Raw genomic sequence first — 17,677 nt, forward strand, 5'->3', positions numbered from 1 at the left:
ACGAAAGGAGCGGGTCATGACGGACCACACCTACCGGGTGACGGAGATCGTCGGCACCTCCCACGAGGGCGTGGACCAGGCCATCCGCAACGGCCTGGCGCGCGCGGCCGGCACACTCAGGGGCCTCGACTGGTTCGAGGTCACCCAGGTGCGCGGGCAGATCGTGGACGGACAGGTCGAGCACTACCAGGTCGGCCTGAAGGTCGGCTTCCGGCTGGAGGACGGCGGGTGACCCCGAGGCCCCGGGGAATGCACGGCGGGCCCGGACGTTGAACCTTTCGTGAGCTCTGCGATCTCCTCGACCCCGTTCTCCGTACTGGACCGCTCCCGTACCCGCGAGGGGCGCGACGGTCCGGAGGCCCTGCGTGACACCGTGCGCTTCGCGCAGCAGGCCGAGGCCCTCGGCTACCACCGGTTCTGGGTCTCGGAGCATCACAGCGTGCCGGGGGTCGCGGGCTCCGCACCCACCGTTCTCGCCGCGGCCGTCGCGGCCGCCACCTCGACGATCCGGGTGGGTACCGGCGGGGTGATGCTGCCCAACCACCGGCCGCTCGTCGTCGCCGAGCAGTTCGGGGTGCTCGAAGCGCTCTTCCCCGGCCGGATCGACATGGGGCTCGGCCGGTCGGTGGGGTTCACCGACGGAATCCGCCGGGCGCTGGGGCACGGCAGACAGGACGCCGAGGACTTCGCCGCCCAGGTGACGGAGCTGCTGGGCTACTTCTCCGGCGACCAGACCGCGCACCCCCAGGTCCACGCCCGCCCGGCGGAGGGGCTGCGGGTGCCCGCGTTCCTTCTTGCGACCGGCGCGGGAGCACGGGTGGCGGCCGCGGCCGGACTGCCGCTGGTGATCGCCGCGGTGCGCGGGGAGGACGAGATGCTGCGGGCCGTGGACGGCTACCGCGAGTCGTTCCGGCCGTCGGCCTGGGGTGAGCGACCGTACGTCGTGCTCTCGGGCACCGTGGCCGTGGCCCCCACCTCCGAGGAGGCCCGCCGGATCCTGCTGCCCGAGGCCTGGTCCACGGCCTACTCGCGCACCCACGGCACCTTCCCTCCGCTCGCCCCCGCCGAGCGGATCACCGGTCTGCGGATGACCGAACGGGAGCGTTCCCTCTTCGAGGAGGCGCAGCGCGGTCAGCTGCACGGCACCGAGGACGAGGTGGCGGACGGCCTGGAGAAGGTGCTGAGCCGCAGCGGCGCCGACGAGTTCCTGGTCACGACCAGTACGTACGACCGCACGGCGCTGCTCGACTCCTACCGGCGACTGGCGCGGATCACCGGCTGAGCAGGCTGCCCGCGCCTGCCCGAGCCGCTATTCGGCGACCGTCCGGCCGCCCTCCAGCAGGGTCTTCAGCGCCGAGAGCATCATGACCCAGCCGTCGCTGACGCCCTCCAGCATCTTGCTGTCGGGGCTGTCGAAGCCGTCGTGCGTGATGGTCAGCCTCACCCCCGCGGACGGCACCTCGGCGGGCTCGATGTCGAAGGTGACCTTCGAGCGCTCCTGCCGTGCCGCCTCGGACTCCTCGTCCGACACCTCGTCGAACAGCTCCCGGTGCATGGACTGGAGTGTGTGCCAGGTGTACGAGAGCCGCCTGCCCGGTTCGGCCTCCAGGACCCGCTGGCCGAGGTCCTCGAAATCCCCGTCGGCCCCCATCTTCCACTCGACCACCGAACCGGGCCCCCAGTCCGAACGGGGCCCCCAGCCGCCCATGTACCGCTTGACGAACTCCCAGTCGGTCAGGGCCTGGTAGAGCTTTTCGGGAGTGGTCTGGATGTACGTGACGTAGACGAATTCCGGCTTGTCCATGACTGGTCCTTCCAAGGTCCGCTTGAGCTCCGAGAGCGCCGTCAGCCGCCCGCGTTCGTACCGGCCGATCCAGCGGTCGGCCATCTCCTGGATGGGCACGGGGTTGAGGTAGTGCAGCTTCTGCCTGCCGTGTCTGACGGCCGTCACCAGATGAGCCCCGGCCAGCACTGCGAGGTGTTTGCTCACCGCCTGCCGGCTCATCTCCAGGCCCTCGCTCAGCTCCCGCAGGCTCTGCCCGTTCCGGGTGTTGAGCCGGTCCAGCAGCCGCCTCCGGTTCGGATCGGCCAGGGCCCGGAACGCCTCATCCATGCTCACCCCGACAGCATAGGCAACCAATCGGTTGCCTATCAAGCGGAAGCTGCCCGCCCGGGCGCTGCTCGGGCTCTGCTACGGTTTCCGCATGTCAGTGATCCGTTGGTATCAGCGCTATGAGCCGGCTCCGGGTGGAGCCGGAGGTCACGTGCGCTGACCGACCGATCACCCGGAGCCAGCAAGGCAGAGACGCGTCGTCTCTGCCTTTCGTCGTACAGGCGGGCTGGTACCGGGCGGGCGTGCACCGCACGCACAGGGCCTCCCGCCGCAGCAGAACGGGAACCCCCATGAACACCCCCACCACCGACGCGCCCGACACCGGCGACCTGCGGGTCACCGGCTTCCAGCGCCTCGTCGCACCGTCCGCCCTGCGGAACGAACTCCCCCTGGACGCCGAGCGTGTGGCACTGGTCCGCGACAGCAGGGAGGCGGTGCGGGCCGTGCTCGCCGGGGAGGACGACCGGCTCCTCCTCGTCGTCGGCCCCTGCTCCGTCCACGACCCGGCGGCGGCGCTGGAGTACGCCCAGCGGCTCGCGGCGGCCGTCGCACCACTGAGCGGTGAGCTCTGCGTCGTCATGCGCGTCTACTTCGAGAAGCCGAGGACGACGCTCGGCTGGAAGGGGCTCATCAACGACCCCGACCTGGACGGCACCCACGACGTCGAGCGGGGACTGCGCACCGCCCGTCAGGTGCTGCTCGACGTGCTCGGCACCGGGCTCCCGGTCGGCTGCGAATTCCTGGAGCCGACCGGCCCGCAGTACATCGCGGACGCCGTGACCTGGGGCGCGATCGGCGCGCGGACGCCGGAGAGCCAGGTGCACCGCCAGCTCGCGTCCGGGGTGTCGATGCCGGTGGGATTCAAGAACGCGACGGACGGGGACGTGCAGGCGGCGGTCGACGGCTGCCGGGCGGCCGCGGGCAGCCATGTCTTCTTCGGAATCGACGGTGAAGGCCACGGCTCGGTCGTCTCGACGTCCGGCAATCCCGACTGCCATGTCATCCTGCGCGGCGGCCGCGGCGGGCCCAATTACGGCCCCCAGGACGTCAGCGACGCGCTCGCGCTGCTGGACAAGGCGGGGATGCCGGGCCGTCTGGTCGTCGACGCGAGCCACGCCAACAGCGGCAAGGACCCGGTGCGCCAGGCGGAGGTCGTCCGCGAGATCGCCGGCCGGGTGGCCGCGGGCGAGCAGGGCATCGCCGGGCTGATGGTGGAGAGCTTCTTGCTGGAGGGACGCCAGGAGCCGGGCCCGCTCAGCACACTGACGTACGGTCGGAGCGTCACCGACGCCTGCGTCGGCTGGGACGAGACCGAGCGCCTGATCGGCGAGCTGGCGGCAGCCGTCGTACGCCGGCGCGGTCGCTCGTCGCAGCAGGCCGGGTGACGATGTGAGGGACACCGCTGCCCCTCGGCCGTGAGGGCGACCGCCCGCCGGTCACCACAGACCGCAGACCGCAGACCGCAGACAACAGACAACAGGGGGATCCCCGCATGACCGGCAGCCAGGCCGCGCCCCCGCCGGAGCCCGCGCGCCCCGCGGCACGCGGGCGGGCCTGGCTGCTGGAAGGGCTGACCGAGCAGTCGGCGCGGCACCCGGGACCGCACGGCACACCACCCGCCGAGAACAAGGGGCATGCCTGGTGGCGGGTGATGTGCCTCACCGGTGTGGACTACTTCTCCACACTCGGCTACCAGCCGGGGATCGCCGCGCTTGCGGCCGGCCTGCTCTCGCCGCTCGCCACCCTGGTGCTGCTCGCCCTGACTCTCGGCGGCGCGCTTCCCGTGTACCGGCGGGTGGCCCGTGAGAGCCCGCACGGCGAGGGTTCGATCGCCATGCTGGAGCGGCTGCTGCCGTGGTGGGCGGGGAAACTCTTCGTCCTCGTGCTGCTCGGCTTCGCGGCGACCGACTTCATGATCACCATCACTCTGTCGGCCGCAGACGCCTCCGCCCATGTGGTGGAGAACCCGTTCGCACCGCACTGGCTCCAGGGCGCCAATCTCTGGATCACCCTGGCGCTGGTAGCCGGTCTCGGCGCGATCTTCCTCAAGGGCTTCAAGGAAGCCATCGGCATCGCGGTCGTCCTGGTCGGGATCTACCTGGGGCTCAACCTGGTCGTCCTCGCCGACTCGGTGTGGAACGTGGCCACCCACTCGGTGGACGTGTCCAACTGGTGGCAGGCCGCGAGGGCCGCGCACTCCTCGCCGCTCGCGATGATCGGCGTGGCGCTGCTCGTCTTCCCCAAGCTGGCACTCGGCATGTCCGGTTTCGAGACCGGCGTCGCCGTCATGCCGCAGATCAGGGGTGACGCGACGGACACGTACGCGAAGCCCGCCGGACGGATCCGGGACACCCGCAGGCTGCTCACCACCGCCGCACTGATCATGAGCGGTTTCCTGCTGGTCTCCAGCCTGGCCACCACCATCCTCATCCCCGCCGCCGAGTTCAAGGCCGGAGGGCGGGCCAACGGGCGGGCGCTCGCCTATCTGGCGCACGAGCACCTCGGCGAGGCCTTCGGGACGGTGTACGACGTCTCCACGATCGCGATTCTGTGGTTCGCCGGCGCCTCGGCCCTGGCCGGACTGCTCAACCTCGTACCGCGCTATCTGCCGCGCTACGGGATGGCGCCGGAGTGGGCGCGCGCCGTCCGGCCGCTCGTGCTCATCTTCGTGGCGATCGCCTTCTTCGTCACCTGGCAGTTCGACGCGAACGTCGACAAGCAGAGCGGCGCGTACGCCACCGGGGTGCTGGTCCTGATGCTCTCCGCGTCCTTCGCGTCGACGGTCGCGGTCCTGCACCGGGGGCGCCGGCGGGCCGCGGCCGGGTTCGGCCTGATCACCGCGGTCTTCGCGTACACCCTGGTCACCAATGTGATCGAGCGTCCCGACGGGCTCAAGATCGCTTCCCTGTTCATCGTCGCCATCCTGCTGACCTCGTTCGCCTCGCGGGTGCACCGCGCCTTCGAACTGCGCGCGGCCGACGTCACCTTCGACGACACGGCGGCCCGGCTGGTGGACGCGGCCGCCCGGCTCGGGCCGCTGCGCGTCATCGCCAACGAGCCGCACGAACGCGACGCGGCGGAGTACCACGCGAAGGAGGGCAGCCAGCGCGAAGAGACCCACATCCCCGAGGGGAGCCCGGTCCTCTTCCTCGAAGTCACCGTGCAGGACTCGTCCGACTTCACGGTGAGCATGCCGGTGACCGGCGGTGAACGGTACGGGGTACGGATCCTGCGCGTCGTCGGGCCCGGGGTGCCCAACACCATCGCCGCGGTGCTCCTCCAGCTCAGGGACCGCACCGGCCAGGTGCCGCACGCCTACTTCAACTGGACCGAGGGGAGCCCGGTCGGCCATCTCCTGCGCTTCCTGGTCTTCGGCCACGGCGAGGTGGCCCCGGTGACCCGTGAGGTCCTGCGCCGGGCGGAACCCGATCCGGCCCGGCGGCCCCGCGTCCACGTGGGCTGACCGGCACCGGCCGGAACCGCACTCGCGCCCCGCGCCCCGCGTCAGCATCGCGTCAGTACCGGGCGGCCGCGCGTCAAGTGTCCGTCAGCGGCCCGGCGGCCACCTCCCCCTGCGGGCATAGCGTCATCGATGCGCCCGCGATCCGACCCGGACGGGGCGCCGACCGCCTTCTTCCACCAGGAGAGCCGCCATGTCCACGAGCGCCCGGGCCACCGCCACCGAACCTCCCGAACAACCCCCGGCCGGACCTCTCTACGTCCCCGTCCGGCCGGGGCCCACAGGCTGCACGGCCCGTGTCTTCCGCACCCCTCCCGGCGTGCGCACCGCGGTCGGCTTCACCTCGGAGGCGCGGCTGCGGGACACGCTCGGCCGGAACCAGGCGTGGATCAGGCTCTCCGAACCGGCGCTGCGCGCGCTCGTGGGGCCGCTGGGGATCGCCGTGCTCACCGTCGACCCGCAGTTCTCGGCGCCCACCGCGACCCGCTCCGGCCGCGACGAGCGGAGCGCCGGGGCTCCCGGCCGCACCGGAGAGAGCGCCGTCACCACCTGTCTCGATCTGCTGATCGGCTGAGGGGAAAAACATGTCCGCTCCTGTCGCTGTATCCGCCGCCACCGCTCCCGCCTCCGCGGCCGAGACCGTGGAGCCCGCTCCCGCGGATCCCGCCGAGTCCGCCGCGCTGTCCGTCTGGCCGGCCTCCGCCCGCCCCCAGCCCGACGGCGACGTCACTGTCGGCGGGGTCTCCCTCACCGAGGCCGCCGAGGAGTTCGGCACGCCCGTCTACCTGCTGGACGAGGCCGAGGTCCGGGAGCGCTGCCGTGCCTACCGGGCCGCCTTCCCCGAGGACGACGTCATCTACGCGGCCAAGGCGTTCCTGTGCCGGGCCGTCGCCCGCTGGGTCCACCAGGAGGGCCTGGGGCTCGACGTCTGCTCCGCGGGCGAACTCGAACTGGCCGTCGGCGCAGGCTTTCCGCCCGAACGGATCGTGATGCACGGCAATGCCAAGAGCCCCAAGGACCTCGGTGCGGCGGTCCGGCTCGGCGTCGGACGGATCGTCGTCGACAGCGCGTCCGAGATCGCCCGGCTCGCCGCGACCGTGCCGCCCGGCCCGCCCCGGGCGGTCATGGTGCGGGTCGTCCCCGGCGTTTCGGCCGGCGGGCACGCGGCGGTCCGCACCGGAACGGACGACCAGAAGTTCGGTCTCTCCCTCAGCGACGGGTCCGCCGCGCACGCCGTCGCCAAGATCCTCGGCCAACCGGCGCTGGACCTCGTCGGGCTGCACTGCCACATCGGCTCGCAGATCGCGTCGGCCAAGCCCTATGCCGCCGCCGTCCGGCGCATGGTGGGGCTGATGGCCCGGATCCGGGACCAGCACGGTGTGACCCTGCGTCAGCTGGACATCGGCGGCGGCCATGCCATCGCCTACCGGCCGGGCGAGGAGAGCCTCGGCCCGGACACGCTGGCAGCGAGGGTGCGCGCGGAGCTGGCCGACGGCTGCGCACGGGCCGGACTGCCGGTACCGCGCCTCACTCTGGAGCCGGGCCGGGCAGTCACCGGACCCGCCGGGGTGGCCCTCTACCGGGTGCTGTCGGTGAAGCGCACCGGGGAGCGCACCTTCGTCGCGGTGGACGGCGGAATGAGCGACAACCCGAGGCCCGCGCTGTACGGGGCCGGGTACGCACCCCGGCTCGTGGGCCGCCGCTCCGCCACCGGGCCGGCCGAGGCCACCGTCGTGGGGCGGCACTGCGAGGCGGGCGACGTCGTGGCGGACCGGGTGCCGCTGCCCGCTGACGTACGGCCGGGCGATCTGCTGGCCGTACCGGCAGCGGGGGCCTACCACCTCTCCATGGCCTCCGGCTACAACCTGATCGGCCGCCCCCCGGTGGTCGCGGTGCGGGACGGGGCCGCCAGGGTGCTCGTGCGCCGGGAGTCGCTGGACGACGTACGGCGCCGGGATGTCGGCCTGTGAGAGCCGCACTGCCGGACGGCTGCCGCCTAGAATTCCGGTATGCAAAGCCCTCATGACCCGTATGTCCGTGTCCGTGGCGCCCGCGAGCACAATCTGCGCGGCGTCGACGTGGACATCCCCCGTGACTCCCTGGTGGTGTTCACGGGGGTCTCGGGTTCGGGCAAGTCGTCGCTGGCCTTCGGGACGGTCTACGCGGAGGCCCAGCGGCGCTACTTCGAGTCGGTCGCTCCGTACGCGCGGCGGCTCATCCACCAGGTCGGCGCGCCGAAGGTCGGCTCGATCAGCGGTCTGCCGCCCGCGGTCTCGCTCGAACAACGCAGGTCGGCCCCCACGTCCCGGTCCTCTGTCGGGACGGTCACCACGCTCTCGAACTCACTGCGGATGCTCTTCTCGCGTGCGGGCGACTACCCGGCGGGAGCCGAGCGGCTCGATTCCGACGCGTTCTCACCGAACACCGCGGCCGGTGCCTGTCCGGAGTGCCACGGCCTGGGACGGGTGCACCGGACCAGCGAGGCGCTGCTGGTGCCCGACCCGTCGCTCTCCATCAGGGAAGGCGCCATCGCGGCCTGGCCCGGGGCCTGGCAGGGCAAGAACCTCCGGGACGTGCTCGACGCGCTCGGGTACGACATCGACCGGCCGTGGCGCGAGCTGGAGCAGCAGGACCGCGACTGGATCCTCCTCACCGACGAGCAGCCGGTGGTGACCGTGCACCCGGTGCGGGACGCGGGGCGGATCCACCGCCCGTACCAGGGCACGTACATGAGCGCACAACGGTATGTGCTGCACACCTTCGCGGACTCCAGGAGCCAGTCGCTGCGCGCCAGGGCCGAGCGCTTCCTGACCAGCGACCCGTGCCCGGTGTGCGGTGGCCACCGGCTGCGCCCCGAGTCGCTCGCGGTCACCTTCGCGGGCCGTACGATCGCGGAGCTCGCGGCGCTTCCGCTGTCCGGTCTGGCCGGGGTGCTGGCCGGCGAGGACGGCGGCGAGACCGCGACGGTACTGACCGCCGATCTGCTGGCGCGCATCGCGGTCGTCACCGAACTGGGCCTGGGCTATCTGAGCCTGGACCGCAGCACCCCGAGCCTTTCCTCAGGTGAACTGCAACGGCTGCGGCTGGCAACGCAGTTGCGGTCGGGCCTCTTCGGCGTCGTGTACGTGCTGGACGAGCCGTCGGCGGGTCTGCACCCCGCCGACACCGAGGCGTTGCTGGTGGTTCTCGACCGGCTCAGGGACACCGGAAACTCGGTCTTCGTGGTCGAGCACCAGCTGGATGTCGTACGCCGTGCGGACTGGCTGGTCGATGTGGGGCCGGACGCCGGTGAGCACGGCGGCCGGGTGCTGCACAGCGGGCCGCCGGGACTCCTCGCGGACGTGGCCGAGTCGGTGACCCGGCGTTATCTCTTCGACGCGTCCCCGGCGCCGGCGCGGGCGGTGCGGGAGCCGTCCGGGCTGCTGGAGATCGGCCCGGTGACCCGGCACAATCTCGACGCCCTGCGGTCGACGGTTCCGCTCGGCGTGCTCACCGCCGTCACCGGCGTCTCGGGCTCCGGAAAGTCCACTCTCGTCGGCGAGATCACCGAGGAACTACCCGGCGTGAAGCGTCTGGTGACGGTCGATCAGAAGCCCATCGGCCGTACGCCCCGTTCCAACCTCGCCACGTACACCGGTCTCTTCGACACCGTACGGAAACTGTTCAGCGCCACCGACGAGGCACGGGCGCGCGGATACCGGGCGGGCCGGTTCTCCTTCAATGTGCCGGGCGGGCGGTGCGAGACCTGCCAGGGCGAGGGGTTCGTCTCCGTCGAGCTGCTGTTTCTGCCCAGTACGTACACGCCGTGCCCGGACTGCCACGGCGCGCGCTACAACCCGGAGACGCTGGAGATCAGGCACCGGGGACTCAGCATCGCCGAGGTCCTCGACCTGACGGTGGAGGCGGCCGCCGAGTTCTTCGCCGGTTCACCGGCCGCCGCCCGCAGCCTGCGGACCCTGCTCGACGTGGGCCTCGGGTACCTGCGGCTCGGGCAGCCCGCGACCGAGCTGTCGGGCGGTGAGGCGCAGCGCATCAAGCTGGCGAGCGAGCTCCAGCGCGCACGCGGGGCGCACACGCTGTACGTCCTGGACGAGCCGACCACCGGGCTGCATCCGGCCGATGTCGAGGTCCTGATGCGGCAGTTGCACGGCCTGGTCGACGCGGGCCACACAGTGGTGGTGGTCGAGCACGACATGGCGGTGGTGGCCGGGGCCGACTGGGTGATCGACCTCGGGCCGGGCGGGGGCGGCGACGGCGGCCGGATCGTCGCCGCCGGCCCGCCGGCCGAGGTGGCCGCCGCGCCCGGCAGCCGGACCGCGCCCTATCTGATGCGGGCGCTGAGTGGCGGGTGACCGGACGCACCCCGGCCGGCCACCCATCAGGACCGCTGAGAGGTCAGCGGCCGACCTTGCGGGTGGCCCGCAGCCACTCCTTGTTCATGGCGGTGATCGACGGCAGCGGGATGCCCTTGGGGCAGGCGGTGGCGCACTCTCCGGTGAGGGTGCAGCCGCCGAACCCCTCGTCGTCCATCTGCGTCACCATGTCGAGCACCCGGGTCTCACGCTCGGGAGCCCCCTGCGGGAGCACGTTGAGATGGTTGATCTTCGCCGATGTGAACAGCATCGCCGAGCCGTTGGGGCAGGCCGCCACACAGGCGCCGCAGCCGATGCACTCGGCGTGCTCGAAGGCGTAGTCGGCGTCCGGCTTCGGCACGGGCGTGGCGTGCGCCTCGGGCGCCGCGCCGGTCGGGACGCTGACGTAGCCGCCGGACTGGATGATCCGGTCGAAGGCCGAGCGGTCCACGACGAGGTCCTTGACGACCGGGAAGGCCGAAGCACGCCACGGTTCGACGTCGATGGTGTCGCCGTCCCGGAAGGAACGCATGTGGAGCTGGCAGGTGGTGGTGCGCTCCGGGCCGTGGGCGTCGCCGTTGATGACCAGGCTGCACGCGCCGCAGATGCCCTCGCGGCAGTCGTGGTCGAAGGCGACGGGCTGGTCGCCCTTGAGCGTGAGTTCCTCGTTGAGGGTGTCGAGCATCTCCAGGAACGACATGTCCGGTGAGATGTCTTCGACTTCGTAGGTCGTCATGGCGCCGGCGGCGGCCGCGTTCTGCTGGCGCCAGACGCGCAGGGTGAGCTTCATGCGTAGCTCCGCTGAGTGGGGTGGACGTAGTCGAAGACCAGGTCTTCCTTGTGCAGGACGGGGGCGTCGCCGGTGGCGGTGAACTCCCAGGCGGCGGCGTACGAGAACTCCTCGTCGCGCCGCGCCGCCTCCCCGTCCGGGGTCTGCGACTCCTCGCGGAAGTGGCCTCCGCAGGACTCGGCGCGGTGCAGGGCGTCGAGGCACATGAGCTCGGCGAGCTCCAGGTAGTCCACGACGCGGTTGGCGCGCTCGAGCGACTGGTTGAACTCCTCGCCGGTGCCCGGCACCTTGATGCGGCGCCAGAACTCCTCGCGGATCTGCGGCAGCCGGTCGAGCGCCTTGCGCAGGCCGTCGGCCGTACGGGCCATTCCGCAGAGCTCCCACATCAGTTCACCGATCTCCCGGTGGAAGGAGTCGGGGGTGCGGTCGCCGTCGACCGAGAGCAGCAGATTGAGCCGGTCCTCGGTCTCGGCGACGGCCTCGGCCACCGCCGGATGGTCGGCGGTGACCTCCTCGTGGTGCGGGTTGCGGGCGAGGTAGTCGTTGATGGTGGACGGCAGGACGAAGTAGCCGTCGGCGAGCCCCTGCATCAGCGCGGAGGCGCCGAGCCGGTTGGCGCCGTGGTCGGAGAAGTTGGCCTCACCGATCGCGAACAGGCCGGGAATGGTGGTCTGGAGGTCGTAGTCGACCCAGAGTCCGCCCATCGTGTAGTGCACGGCCGGGTAGATGCGCATCGGTGTCTCGTACGGGTTCTCCGCGGTGATCTGCGCGTACATGTCGAAGAGGTTGCCGTACTTCTCCTCGACGGCCCGGCGGCCCATGCGCTTGATCGCGTCGGCGAAGTCCAGGTAGACGCCCTGGCCGCCGGGGCCGACACCGCGTCCCTCGTCGCAGACGTTCTTCGCGGCGCGCGACGCGATGTCGCGCGGCACGAGGTTTCCGAACGAGGGGTAGGTGCGCTCCAGGTAGTAGTCGCGCTCCTCCTCGGGGATCTCGTTGGCGGGGCGGTCGTCGCCCTTCGCCTTCGGCACCCAGATCCGGCCGTCGTTGCGCAGCGACTCGCTCATCAGGGTGAGCTTCGACTGGTGCTCGCCGGTGCGCGGGATGCAGGTGGGGTGGATCTGGGTGAAGCACGGGTTGGCGAACCAGGCGCCGCGCCGGTGGGCGCGCCAGGCCGCGGTGGCGTTGGAGTTCATGGCGTTCGTCGAGAGGTAGAAGACATTGCCGTAGCCCCCGCTGGCCAGCACCACCGCGTCCGCGAAGTAGCTGGAGATCTTCCCGGTGATCAGGTCGCGGGCGACGATCCCCCGGGCCTTGCCGTCGACGACGATCAGATCGAGCATCTCGGTGCGCGGGTGCATCTCGACGGTGCCCGCCGCGATCTGCCGGGACAGCGCCTGGTAGGCGCCCAGGAGCAGTTGCTGCCCGGTCTGGCCGCGGGCGTAGAAGGTACGGGAGACCTGGACACCGCCGAAGGAACGGGTGTCGAGGAGTCCGCCGTACTCACGGGCGAACGGCACGCCCTGCGCGACACACTGGTCGATGATCTCCACCGAGATCTGGGCGAGCCGGTGCACGTTGGACTCGCGGGACCTGAAGTCGCCGCCCTTGACCGTGTCGTAGAAGAGGCGGTGCACGGAGTCGCCGTCGTTGCGGTAGTTCTTGGCGGCGTTGATCCCGCCCTGCGCGGCGATGGAGTGGGCGCGGCGCGGTGAGTCCTGGTAGCAGAACTGGACGACGTGGTAGCCCTGTTCGGCGAGGGTGGCGCCCGCGGAGCCGCCCGCGAGCCCGGTGCCGACGACGATGACGGTGTGCTTGCGGCGGTTGGCCGGGTTGACGAGCTTGGCCTCGAAGCGGCGGGTGTCCCAGCGTTCGGCGACCGGTCCCTGCGGGGCCTTGGTGTCGGCTGCCGGGGTGCCGGTCGTGTACTGCGTGTAGTCGGTCATGTCAGCTCACGACTCCGGTCATGACGGCGACGGGTACCGAGATGAAGCCCACCGTCAGCACCAGCGCGAGGATGTTGGCTATGGCCTTCAGCGCCCGGTCGCGGGTGGCTTTCCCCGCGCCGAGGGTCTGTGCCGCGCTCCAGAACCCGTGCCTGATGTGCAGGCCGAGCGCGAGCATCGCGACGATGTAGATGACGTCGCCGTACCAGGTGTGGAACGTCGCCACGACGTTCTCGTACGGGTGCCCGGGCTGGGCGTTGGTGTTCACGGTGAGGGTGGTGAAGTCCAGCAGGTGCCACACGATGAACAGCACGATGATGATGCCGCCCCAGCGCATGGTGCGGGTGGCGTAGCTGGCACGCGCGCGCTTGTGTGCGTACGCGACCGGGCGAGCGCGCAGATCACGGCGGCTGAGCTGGTAGGCGCAGACCGCGTGCAGCACCACGGCGGCGACGAGCACGACGCGGATGATCCAGAGCGCCCACTCGTAGTGCAGGAAGGGCTCGCCGATGGTGCGCAGCCAGTGCGCGTAGCTGTTGAACTGCCCGGAGCCGAAGAAGATCTTGAGGTTGCCGAACATGTGGACGACCAGGTACAGCAGCATGATCAGACCGCTCACGGCCATGATCGTCTTCTTGCCGACGGTCGATCCCCAGACCGATCGCGCCATGGACGGCCGTTGGTCCGTCTTTGTTGCCAGTGCCATGTCAGAAGACGTTACGGCTCCGGATGGCCAGAGGTCCAAGACATGGAACAGCTCATATCCATAGGCAGTCGCTATCGCGATCGGCTACCGTGGCAGACATGCAGCTCCAGCAGCTCGGCTACTTCGTCGCCGTCGCCGAGACCCGCCACTTCACCCGCGCGGCCGAGGAGCTGCATGTCGCCCAGCCCTCGCTGTCCCAGCAGATCAGGGCGCTGGAGAAGGAGCTCGGCGCCGAGCTGTTCAGCAGGGCCCGGGGCAACATCACCCTCACCGACGCCGGCGAGACCCTCCTGCCGCTCGCCCGCCGGATCCTGGCGGACGCCGAGACCGCCCGCCACGAGGTGCAGGAACTGGCCCAGCTGAGGCGCGGCCGGGTACGGCTGGGCGCGACGCCCAGCCTCTGCACCGGTCTGCTCCCCGACGTCCTGCGCACCTTCCACGAACAGCACCCCGGTATCCAGCTGATGATCGAGGAGGGCGGCTCGCACGACCTCGTACGGGAACTGGCGCGCGGCGCGCTCGACCTCGCGCTGGTCGTCCTCCCGCTGCCCACCCCGTCGCCCGCGCTCACCACCGTCGAGCTGCTCCAGGAGGACCTGGTCGTCGTCTCGTCGCCCACTGCCGCCACGCCGCGCTCACCCCTGCGGATCACCGATCTGGAGGGCGAGCCGATGGTGATGTTCCGGCACGGCTACGACCTCCGCGACCTCACGCTGTCGGCCTGCCGCGCCGAGGGGTTCGAGCCGTACTTCACCGTCGAGGGCGGCGAGATGGACGCGGTGCTCGGTTTCGTACGGGCCGGGCTCGGCATCGCGGTGGTGCCCAGCATGATCGCGGCGCGGGCCGGGCACGGGCTGCGGGTCACCCCGCTGGCCCGGCCCGGACTGCGCCGTACGATCGCGCTGGCCCACCGCAGCGATGTGGCGCCGCCGCGGGCCGCCCGGGTCCTCCAGGACGTACTGCTCGCCAGCGCCCCGGCAGGCACCGGTTCCGGTCACACGGCGTCGGCCAGCGACAGGGTGTGAATCCGGTCGGGGGCGCCCGGCCTCGCGTAGTACCAGCCCTGGGCCGTGTCACAGCCCAGCTCCTTCAGCTGGTCGGCCTGCGCGCCGGTCTCCACGCCCTCGACGGTGACCGCCAGCTCCAGGCTGTGTGCCAGCGCGACGATCCCCTCGACGATCTTGAGGTCGACCGGGTCGGCCGGATGCTGCTGCATCGACTGCGTGAACGACCGGTCCAGCTTCAGCACGCTCACCGGCAGCCTGCGCAGATTGGCGAGGTTGGAGTAACCGGTGCCGAAGTCGTCCAGTGCGATGTCCACACCCATGTCGGCCAGTTGCCGCAGCGGCTTGAGCAGATCGTCGTCCGCGCCGATCAGCGCCGACTCGGTGACCTCCAGGCAGAGCGCGCCCGGATCGAGACCGGTGCGCTCCAGGACCGCCACCGTGTCGGCGACCAGGCCCGGGTGGTAGAGCTGGGTGGGCGAGAGGTTCACATTGATCCGCAGCGGCCCGCCGTCGCTGTGCGCGGGGTGCAGTCGCTGCCAGCCCCTCGCCTGCCGTACGGACTCCTCCAGGACCCAGCGGCCCAGCGGCACGATCAGCCCGGTGTGTTCCGCGAGCGAGATGAACCGGTCGGGCCCGAGTATGCCGTGCTGCGGATGCGACCAGCGCACCAGCGCCTCCGCGCCGTGCACGGTGCCGTCGCCCAGGTGCACCAGCGGCTGGTACTCGATGAAGAACTCACCGCGCTCCAGAGCCGCGGGCAGCGCTGTGGTGAGTCCGTGCCGGGTGATGGCGCGGGCGTCCGCCTCGGCGTCGGCCAGCTGGAAGCGGTTGCCGCCCGCGGCCTTCGCCCGGTACATCGTGATGTCGGCGCTGCGCAGCACCTCGGCCGCGCTCTGCGCCCCGGACAGCCCTTCGACGACCCCGATGCTCCCCCGGACGGTCAGCTCCCGGCCGTCGATCCGGATGGGGGCCGCCAGCACCGACAGGATGCGTACGGCCAGTTCCTCGACCTCGTCGGCACACTCGTATCCCGTGGTGAGCGCGACGAATTCGTCACCGCCGAGCCGGGCCACCATCTCACCCGACGCCGTTGCGCAGCTCTGCAGCCGGTCGGCGACCTCGACCAGCATCCGGTCGCCCGCCGAGTGCCCGAGGCTGTCGTTGATCGCCTTGAAGCCGTCGAGGTCCAGGTAGCAGAGACCGAAGCGCATCGCGTCGGGTGCGGTGACCGCCTTCTCCAGCCGCTCGAAGAAGAGCGTGCGGTTGGGCAGTCCGGTCAGCGCGTCGTGCGTCGCCTCGTACCGCAACCGCAGATTGAGCAGCCGCCGCTCGGTGGTGTCCTCGATGAGCGCCAGCTGGTACTGCGGCCTGCCCTCCGCGTCCCGCAGCAGCGACACCGTGAGATTGGTCCACAGGACGGTGCCGTCGTTGCGGTAGTACGGCTTCTCGACGCGGTAGTGCTCACGGTCGCCACGCACCAGTTCGGCGTGCATCCGCCAGACGTGCGGGGCGTCGTCGGGGTGCACCCACTCGTTCACCCTGCGGCTGCGCACATGGTGGTCGACCCCGCCGAACATCCGCAGCAGGGCGCCGTTGATCTCCAGGATGTTCCCGTCGAGGTCGGCGATGCCGATGCCGACCGCCGCGTCCTCGAACACCGCGCGGAACCGCGTCTCGGTGACATGCAGCGCCTCCTCGGCCGCGCTGCGCGCGGAGAGCGCCGAGCGGGCGATGGCCTCCTGCTCCGCGAGCGTGCGCTCGCGGAGCGCCTGGGAGAACCCGGCGGCCAGGGAGTGCTGGAGGCGGGCGCAGCGGTTGCGGATCTCCTCGGCGGTGAGGTCGGGTCCCGTGATCCTCGCCCCGCAGTACAGCACCAGATACGAGTCGACCACCCCGAGCGTCCGGCTGAGGGCGTCCGGGTCGGTGCAGTGGGCGGCCACCAGATCGCTGCCGACCCGGTGGGCCGGTGCCGGGTCGAAGGGCCAGGCGTGCAGCGCGTCGCGGAGGCCGTGCGCGAGCGGCAGCAGGTGCTGCTCGAACTCGGGCCGGGTCAGTGAGGTGGCGGTGGACGGGAAGATGGCCCGGCTCCAGATGGTCGCGAAGCGGCCGATTCTGTCCTCGGGACTGTCCTGGTCGGCCGAGGACGCCGACTTCTGCCTCGGCACGTTCACGGCCTGAGTCCCACTCCTGCGACACCCGCGAAGGCGTACGGGTCCTCCTGTTCGGCCGGGGCGTCCGGCCGCCACTCCGGCATGGCGACCAGGCCGGGCTGCACGAGCTCGTACCCGTCGAAGAACCGGGCGACCTCCTCGCGTGAACGCATCACGAGCGGGTTGCGGATGTTGCGGTAGACGCCGACCGCACCGCCCGCCTGCTCCTGGAATACGGGGATCCCCTCGTACGACGCGTGGGTGAGGATCAGCAGGCTGCCGGGCGCGAGGGCGTCGCGCAGAGCGGCGACCGCCGTGTCCGGGTCGTCGGCGTCCTCGATGAAGTGGAGTACGGCGACCAGCAGCAGCGCCACCGGGCGGTCGAGGTCGAGTACCGACCGGACCTCCGGACTGTCCAGGATCTCCCGGGGCTTGCGCAGGTCGGCGGCGGTCACGGCGGTCAGCTCGTTGCCTTCGAGCACGGCCTTGCTGTGGGCGACGGCGACCGGGTCGTGGTCGACGTACACGACCCGGGAGTCCGGATCGACGGACTGGGCGACCTCGTGCACATTCCCGAAGGTCGGTATGCCGGACCCGATGTCGAGAAACTGTGTGATTCCCCGTTCCACGGCGAACCTGACCGCGCGGCGCATGAAGGCCCGGTTCGCCTGCATCACCTTGGGAAGTCCCGGCATGAACTCCATGGCTTTGCGGGCGGCCTCGCGGTCCACCTCGAAATTGTGCGAGCCGCCCAAGTAGTAGTCGTAGATCCGCGACACGCTCGGCACCGAAAGATCGATGCCCTGCGGGGCCCAGGCAGGACGCTCCATCAATGTCTCCAACAAGTCGGCACGACGGTCCGGCCATGTCCATGGCCACTGTTCGGGCCGAATCTACTGACCACCCGGCAAGAGAGCGAGCAAAAACGGAAATTGGCGGTCCGTTATTGGTCACACGCCGCTGGCAAGTGCTTCCGGCCTGCCGCCGCGCGCTCCGTGCGAGCGTGGCGGAGCCCATCGTAAGCACCGTCCTCCGCGGCAATTCCCGCGGGTGACACGTGAGATGGCGGGCTCAAACACAAAGACGCAGATATCCCCCCTTCCGGCGAATCAGTGACAACGCCGGGGTGCTGCCGCGCAGGGCGGATCATGCT

General features: G+C 71.0%; 14 protein-coding genes. 8 read left to right on the forward strand and 6 right to left on the reverse strand.

The window, feature by feature from the left end; translation table 11 throughout:
- Positions 1-16: 16 nt before the first annotated feature.
- Positions 17-232 (forward strand): dodecin, encoded by a 216-nt coding sequence (locus OG285_RS02130; protein WP_356831397.1) that lies wholly within the window; start codon positions 17-19, stop codon positions 230-232.
- A 48-nt stretch (positions 233-280) separates the two neighbouring features.
- Positions 281-1,282 (forward strand): MsnO8 family LLM class oxidoreductase, encoded by a 1,002-nt coding sequence (locus OG285_RS02135; RefSeq protein WP_371789977.1) that lies wholly within the window; start codon positions 281-283, stop codon positions 1,280-1,282.
- Between the two features lie 27 nt (positions 1,283-1,309).
- Here the strand turns inward: OG285_RS02135 and OG285_RS02140 are convergent, their stop codons facing one another.
- Positions 1,310-2,113 (reverse strand): ArsR/SmtB family transcription factor, encoded by an 804-nt coding sequence (locus OG285_RS02140; RefSeq protein WP_371793432.1) that lies wholly within the window; start codon positions 2,111-2,113, stop codon positions 1,310-1,312.
- A 290-nt stretch (positions 2,114-2,403) separates the two neighbouring features.
- Here OG285_RS02140 and OG285_RS02145 point away from each other — a divergent pair, with 290 nt between their 5' ends.
- The 5 genes from OG285_RS02145 (at position 2,404) to OG285_RS02165 (ending at position 9,925) form a co-directional block, all read left to right on the forward strand.
- Entirely contained in the window at positions 2,404-3,498 is a 1,095-nt protein-coding gene (locus tag OG285_RS02145; protein WP_371789978.1) for a 3-deoxy-7-phosphoheptulonate synthase, read from the forward strand.
- A 107-nt stretch (positions 3,499-3,605) separates the two neighbouring features.
- Positions 3,606-5,576, forward strand: a complete 1,971-nt coding sequence (locus tag OG285_RS02150; protein WP_371789979.1) for an amino acid transporter — start codon at positions 3,606-3,608, stop codon at positions 5,574-5,576.
- A gap of 190 nt (positions 5,577-5,766) precedes the next feature.
- Entirely contained in the window at positions 5,767-6,147 is a 381-nt protein-coding gene (locus tag OG285_RS02155; RefSeq protein ID WP_371789980.1) for an SAV_915 family protein, read from the forward strand.
- Positions 6,148-6,157: 10 nt separating this feature from the next.
- Positions 6,158-7,543, forward strand: a complete 1,386-nt coding sequence (lysA, locus tag OG285_RS02160; protein WP_371789981.1) for a diaminopimelate decarboxylase — start codon at positions 6,158-6,160, stop codon at positions 7,541-7,543.
- Between the two features lie 39 nt (positions 7,544-7,582).
- Positions 7,583-9,925 (forward strand): excinuclease ABC subunit UvrA, encoded by a 2,343-nt coding sequence (locus tag OG285_RS02165; RefSeq protein WP_356831409.1) that lies wholly within the window; start codon positions 7,583-7,585, stop codon positions 9,923-9,925.
- Positions 9,926-9,968: 43 nt separating this feature from the next.
- Here the strand turns inward: OG285_RS02165 and OG285_RS02170 are convergent, their stop codons facing one another.
- From OG285_RS02170 to OG285_RS02180, 3 genes are read right to left on the reverse strand one after another with little or no spacing between them, the layout of a single operon-like run.
- Positions 9,969-10,715 (reverse strand): succinate dehydrogenase/fumarate reductase iron-sulfur subunit, encoded by a 747-nt coding sequence (locus OG285_RS02170; RefSeq protein ID WP_371789982.1) that lies wholly within the window; start codon positions 10,713-10,715, stop codon positions 9,969-9,971.
- A complete protein-coding gene (locus OG285_RS02175) occupies positions 10,712-12,661 on the reverse strand; it encodes a fumarate reductase/succinate dehydrogenase flavoprotein subunit (protein ID WP_356831413.1) in 1,950 nt (649 codons plus the stop codon). The genes OG285_RS02170 and OG285_RS02175 overlap by 4 nt, the downstream gene beginning before the upstream one ends.
- Before the next feature lies 1 nt (position 12,662).
- Positions 12,663-13,367: a succinate dehydrogenase cytochrome b subunit gene (locus tag OG285_RS02180; RefSeq protein WP_356831415.1), complete on the reverse strand. Its 705-nt coding sequence runs from the start codon at positions 13,365-13,367 to the stop codon at positions 12,663-12,665.
- A gap of 98 nt (positions 13,368-13,465) precedes the next feature.
- Here OG285_RS02180 and OG285_RS02185 point away from each other — a divergent pair, with 98 nt between their 5' ends.
- A complete protein-coding gene (locus OG285_RS02185) occupies positions 13,466-14,392 on the forward strand; it encodes a LysR family transcriptional regulator (RefSeq protein ID WP_356831417.1) in 927 nt (308 codons plus the stop codon).
- On the opposite strand, the gene OG285_RS02190 is transcribed toward OG285_RS02185, so the two are convergent.
- Positions 14,362-16,545, reverse strand: a complete 2,184-nt coding sequence (locus tag OG285_RS02190) for an EAL domain-containing protein (RefSeq protein WP_356831419.1) — start codon at positions 16,543-16,545, stop codon at positions 14,362-14,364. The genes OG285_RS02185 and OG285_RS02190 overlap by 31 nt on opposite strands.
- A complete protein-coding gene (locus OG285_RS02195; RefSeq protein WP_356831421.1) occupies positions 16,542-17,354 on the reverse strand; it encodes an SAM-dependent methyltransferase in 813 nt (270 codons plus the stop codon). The genes OG285_RS02190 and OG285_RS02195 overlap by 4 nt, the downstream gene beginning before the upstream one ends.
- Between the last annotated feature and the right edge of the window lie 323 nt (positions 17,355-17,677).

This window comes from Streptomyces sp. NBC_01471 (genome assembly GCF_041438865.1).
In the GTDB taxonomy this organism is placed as follows: Bacteria; Actinomycetota; Actinomycetes; order Streptomycetales; family Streptomycetaceae; genus Streptomyces.

Excerpts from the sequence above, each read along its gene's own strand:
- OG285_RS02180 (WP_356831415.1), bottom strand. The coding sequence starts at position 13,367 with ATGGCACTGGCAACAAAGACGGACCAACGGCCGTCCATGGCGCGATCG.
- OG285_RS02150 (WP_371789979.1), top strand. The coding sequence starts at position 3,606 with ATGACCGGCAGCCAGGCCGCGCCCCCGCCGGAGCCCGCGCGCCCCGCG.
- OG285_RS02185 (WP_356831417.1), top strand. The coding sequence starts at position 13,466 with ATGCAGCTCCAGCAGCTCGGCTACTTCGTCGCCGTCGCCGAGACCCGC.
- OG285_RS02165 (WP_356831409.1), top strand. The coding sequence starts at position 7,583 with ATGCAAAGCCCTCATGACCCGTATGTCCGTGTCCGTGGCGCCCGCGAG.
- OG285_RS02130 (WP_356831397.1), top strand. The coding sequence starts at position 17 with ATGACGGACCACACCTACCGGGTGACGGAGATCGTCGGCACCTCCCAC.
- OG285_RS02140 (WP_371793432.1), bottom strand. The coding sequence starts at position 2,113 with ATGGATGAGGCGTTCCGGGCCCTGGCCGATCCGAACCGGAGGCGGCTG.
- OG285_RS02170 (WP_371789982.1), bottom strand. The coding sequence starts at position 10,715 with ATGAAGCTCACCCTGCGCGTCTGGCGCCAGCAGAACGCGGCCGCCGCC.
- OG285_RS02175 (WP_356831413.1), bottom strand. The coding sequence starts at position 12,661 with ATGACCGACTACACGCAGTACACGACCGGCACCCCGGCAGCCGACACC.
- lysA (WP_371789981.1), top strand. The coding sequence starts at position 6,158 with ATGTCCGCTCCTGTCGCTGTATCCGCCGCCACCGCTCCCGCCTCCGCG.
- OG285_RS02145 (WP_371789978.1), top strand. The coding sequence starts at position 2,404 with ATGAACACCCCCACCACCGACGCGCCCGACACCGGCGACCTGCGGGTC.
- OG285_RS02195 (WP_356831421.1), bottom strand. The coding sequence starts at position 17,354 with ATGGAGCGTCCTGCCTGGGCCCCGCAGGGCATCGATCTTTCGGTGCCG.
- OG285_RS02155 (WP_371789980.1), top strand. The coding sequence starts at position 5,767 with ATGTCCACGAGCGCCCGGGCCACCGCCACCGAACCTCCCGAACAACCC.